This window comes from Actinoallomurus acaciae, from assembly GCF_042429965.1.
GTDB classification, from domain to species: Bacteria; Actinomycetota; Actinomycetes; order Streptosporangiales; family Streptosporangiaceae; genus Actinoallomurus; species Actinoallomurus acaciae.
In genome coordinates, this window is record NZ_JBHLZP010000632.1 from 1 (window position 1) to 4220 (window position 4220).

General features: G+C 70.1%; 4 protein-coding genes. 3 read left to right on the forward strand and 1 reads right to left on the reverse strand.

All coding sequences use genetic code 11. The annotated features are described in order from the left end of the window. Positions 1-242: 242 nt before the first annotated feature. On the reverse strand, positions 243-977 hold the full coding sequence (locus ACFFNX_RS43755) for a TetR/AcrR family transcriptional regulator (protein ID WP_378212154.1): 735 nt from the start codon (positions 975-977) through the stop codon (positions 243-245). Between the two features lie 115 nt (positions 978-1092). Between ACFFNX_RS43755 and ACFFNX_RS43760 the strand changes: the two genes are divergently transcribed. The 3 genes from ACFFNX_RS43760 to ACFFNX_RS43770 form a co-directional block, all read left to right on the forward strand. Next, the gene (locus ACFFNX_RS43760; RefSeq protein WP_378212155.1) at positions 1093-2649 is read left to right on the forward strand and encodes an MFS transporter; all 1557 of its coding nucleotides are present in this window, start codon (positions 1093-1095) and stop codon (positions 2647-2649) included. Between the two features lie 414 nt (positions 2650-3063). Continuing rightward, complete coding sequence (locus ACFFNX_RS43765; RefSeq protein ID WP_378212156.1) at positions 3064-3795, forward strand: DUF6745 domain-containing protein; 732 nt, start codon at positions 3064-3066, stop codon at positions 3793-3795. A gap of 16 nt (positions 3796-3811) precedes the next feature. After that, on the forward strand, positions 3812-4220 hold a 409-nt coding region (locus ACFFNX_RS43770; protein WP_378212157.1), incomplete at its 3' end, for a DUF8820 family protein.

A 4220-nucleotide genomic window follows, 5' to 3' on the forward strand; every position in this document is an offset into this window, starting at 1 on the left:
GGCCAGCTCAAACGCTTCCGCGGACTCGCCACCCGCTATGAAAAACCCGCCGCTCATTACCGGAGTTCGGTGACCATCGCCAGCCTCATCTTGTGACTCAACCAAGATCCACAAAACAAACCCCAGGCCGGGCACGGCTGCGCCCGGCGCGGCTGTGCCGGGTGCGCGGCTGGGTGTAGCGAGGTCCATTCTCGACCGAGCCGTGTCACCGGCTCCTCGAATCGGGCCGCGTCGCGAGTGGGTCAGCCATCAGATCGGAGCCAGGATTCCAGGCCGTCGAGCAGGCGTTGCAGACCGAACTCGAAGCCCTCCTCCCGCATCTGCTCCATGTCCGCGTCCTTGTTCTGCGACCACCATTTCGTGTAGCTCGGGTACTCCTCGGCGATGCGGTCGAAATACGGCTCCAGCTGCTGGACCAGCTCGTTCGCATCCTTGCCGGACAGGGTGGTCGCGGTGTGCATCGCCACGTCCATCACGGCCGAGCCGAGCGCGTGCGACATGAGCAGTGAGCTCGCATGGGCCAGTTCGAGGCCCGAAAAGCCGGCGGCGGTCAGCACCGCGATCAACCGGTCGCTCAGCCGCATCGACTGGGGGCCGATCGCGGGGTGGGTTCCGTACAGGCCGGCCATCCAGGTGTGGCGCAGGATCACCGCCCGTACGCTCCGGACCGCGTCGCTCACGGCGGATCGCCAGTCGGCGGCGGACGGGTCGGGGAGTTCGATCTCGCCCATGACCTCGTCCAGGACGAGTTCGAGCAGCTCGTCCTTGTGCGCCACGTACCAGTAGAGCGATGTCGTGCCCGCGCCCAGCTTGGCGCCGAGGCGGCGCATGCTCAGGCCGCCGATGCCCTCGGCGTCGAGCAGTTCGATCGCGGCATGCACGATCTGCTCTCGGCTCAGGGTGGGCTGTTCGCCCCGGCGCGCCCGTGAGGGACGCACCCAGACCGAGGTGGTGATCGGGTCGGTGTCGCGTGGCATTCGGACGCCCTTCGCACTAAAAAACGCTCCCCCGCAGAATATCGCCTCTCGCACACTGTTCGAGGCTGGTAGTACGCTGTACGACACACTCGCACAGCGTACGAACGGAGCACTCATGTCCACTCCCCCGGCCGCGGAAGAAGGGCCCACGACGGGCGACCCAGGAGCCGCATCACCTCATCCACGGCGATGGCTGATCCTCGGCGTCCTGTGCCTGAGCCTGCTCGTCGTCGTGATCGACAACACGGTCCTCAACGTCGCGATCCCCTCACTCATCCGCGACCTGCACGCATCCAGCGCCGACATCCAATGGATCCTCGACGCGTACGTACTGGTCCTCGCCGGACTCCTGCTCACCGCGGGCGCCCTCTCCGACCGGTACGGCCGGCGCACCGGCCTGGTCATCGGCCTGGCGCTCTTCGGCGGCGCGTCGATCCCGGCGGCGTTCTCCGGCTCCCCCGGCCAGCTCATCGCCTGCCGGGCGCTGATGGGCGCCGGCGCGGCCTTCCTCATGCCGGGCACGCTGTCCATCCTCACGACGGTCTTCGACGACCAGGAGCGCAAGAAGGCCATCGCCATCTGGAGCTCGGTGCTCATGCTGGGCGCGCTCGGCGGCCCCATCGTCGGCGGCCTGCTGCTGGACCACTTCTGGTGGGGATCGGTGTTCCTGCTGAACGTCCCCATCGCTGTGCTCGGCATCATCGCGTCCCTGCTGCTCATTCCCGAGAGCCGCGGCCCGGCGGGGCGGCCCGACCTGCTCGGCGCGCTCCTGTCGACGGTCGGCATGACGGCGCTGGTCTGGGGCGTCATCGGGTCGGCGAAGGACGGCTGGTCGTCCGCGCAGACGATCGGCGGCTTCGTCGTCGCGGTCGTCGCGCTGATCGCGTTCGCGGTCTGGCAGCGCGTCAGCCGGACGCCGATGCTGCCGCTGGCCCTGTTCCACAACCGCGACTTCAGCGGCGCCGGCCTGTCCGTCGTCCTGCTGTCGTTCTCCTCCGGCGGACTGATGCTGGCGCTCACCCAGTTCCTGCAGTTCGTGCTGGGATACAGCCCGATGAGGGCGGGGATCGCGTTCGTCCCGCTGCTGGTGACCGTGATCGTGTTCAACGGCGTCGGCGTGGCCGTCGACAAGAGGTTCGGCGCCCGCGCGACGCTGGCCACCGGACTGGTCCTGCTGGCCGTGGGCTTCGGCCTGCTCTCGTTGCTGTCGCCGGGCGACGGCTACGGGACGCTCGTGATCGCCCTGGTCGTCATGGGCGCCGGCAGCGGCACGGCGGGCCCCGCGGCGTACGCGACGCTGCTGGGCGCGCTGCCGAAGGACCGGGCCGGCGTGGGCTCGGCCGTCAACGACACGGTGTCGCAGATCGGCCAGGCGCTGAGCATCGCGGTGCTGGGCAGCGTGCTGACCGCCGCGTACGGGGCCAACATGCCGGACAGCGTCACCGGCCCGGCGCGCCACTCGATCGGCGAGGCGCTGGCCATCGCGGCCGCCCAGGGTGACTCGGCCCTCGCCTCGGCCGCCAAGGGCGCGTTCGTGGACGCCATGACGACGGTCTCCGCCGTGGGCGTGGTCGGCGGCCTGGCCGCGGCGGTGGTGGCCGTCCTGATGCTGCGGGCACGCCCCAAGCGACCCGCGTCCACACCGGCGACGCCGGAGCCCAGCCGGCGGTAGACAAATCCCGCTTTCGTCTGTCACTCTTTGTTCCATGATTGACGGAAAGGACGACGTCACCTTCATCTGGTGAGCGTCCACCTGCAGCGGGAAGCTGCCGAAATTCGCGAAGAATGGCTGGGCCGGGCGTTGTCGACGCGGCCCGCCGACCGGCCGGCCGCAGAGGCCGCCATCTCCGGCCTGTACGACCTCCTCGGACTCGATCCACCACGTTTCCACTGGACGTCGTCGCCGGTCACTGCCTTGGAGACCGTTCCACCGGGCGTGGGGCCACGGCCTTCGGAAAGAATCGACCGCCTTTCCGAATGGCCGTTGCCCCGGCGATTCTCCGAGCTGCGCACCGCATTGTTCCTGCGACTCGACGAACATTTCCGCATCGCCGGTCGTTCGGTCGAACCGACGGTTCGGTTCGAGGTGAGCGGGCCTCTCGCGCAGTCCTGCCGGGATTCGCTCACGACCGCGCTGCGGGCGGCGGATCCGTCGTCCTGGCGCCATTCCTGGTATCGCACGCAGTGCCCATCACGGGTCGCGCACTACGACGCGCTGCGGCGGCTGACCGGAAGGCCGTTCACGGCGGACCAGACGCGACGGTTCGAACCCTGGGCGGCGCTGGCCCGCTCCTGCGGCTGGTGGTGGCCGCGCGAACACGTCTGCGTCGTCTCCGACCGCCCGGTCGCCCTGCGCACCGAGGTCTGGCAGGACAACGGGACCGTACGCCTGCACCACGCGGACGGTCCCGCGCTGCGGTACGGGGACGGCTGGGAGGTGTACGCCTGGCACGGGAGGCACGTGCCGTCCTGGGTGATCACCGACCCGCGCGCCTGGCGCATCGCGGGAGAGACCAACGTGGAGGTACGCCGCTGCGCGATCGAGCACGCGGGATGGGCGTCCTACATCGAGGAGGCGGGGCTGCGCGTGGTCGCCACCGCGCCGGACCCGGGCAATCCAGGCTGCGAGCTGCGTCTTTACCACGTACGCGACCGGACCAAGGTGCTCCTCGCCGTGAACGGCTCCGTCGAGCGCGACGGACGCCGCCGCCGCTACGGGCTGACCGTGCCGGGCCACTTCACCGATCCGATCGCCGCCGCAGGCTGGACGTACGGCCTGTCCGGCGACGACTACTCCCAGCTCCTCCGCCGAACCTGAGGTGATTCCCGTGACCGTGACTCTCGCTTCCCTCGTCGAACAGACCGGCCTGTCCGTACTCGACCATCTGGAACGGTCGATGGCGATCCCCGTCGTCGACGGCCTGCAGGCCCAGGGCGACCTGATCGTCGTCCCGTACGCCATCCTCGCCGAGCCCGTACGCCTCTGGCCGGCCGCCCGCTGGGCACCGGTGCCTCCGGAGGGGGTGGAACTCCTGCGCGGCGCGGCCGGCGGCCACCCGCACACGCTGGTCGCCGAACCGGGCACCTGCCGCTGGACCGGCATGGTGGCCGAGGCCGACGGGCTGACCCTGGGCGCCTTCGCGGCCACCGCCCCGGTGTACCTGCTGCACGCGGAACACGGCGCGACGGGCTGCGCCCCCGGAAGGTACGCGGTCCGCCGCCAACGCGAGTTCGAGGGCCGCC

Excerpts from the sequence above, each read along its gene's own strand:
- ACFFNX_RS43755 (WP_378212154.1), bottom strand. The coding sequence starts at position 977 with ATGCCACGCGACACCGACCCGATCACCACCTCGGTCTGGGTGCGTCCC.
- ACFFNX_RS43760 (WP_378212155.1), top strand. The coding sequence starts at position 1,093 with ATGTCCACTCCCCCGGCCGCGGAAGAAGGGCCCACGACGGGCGACCCA.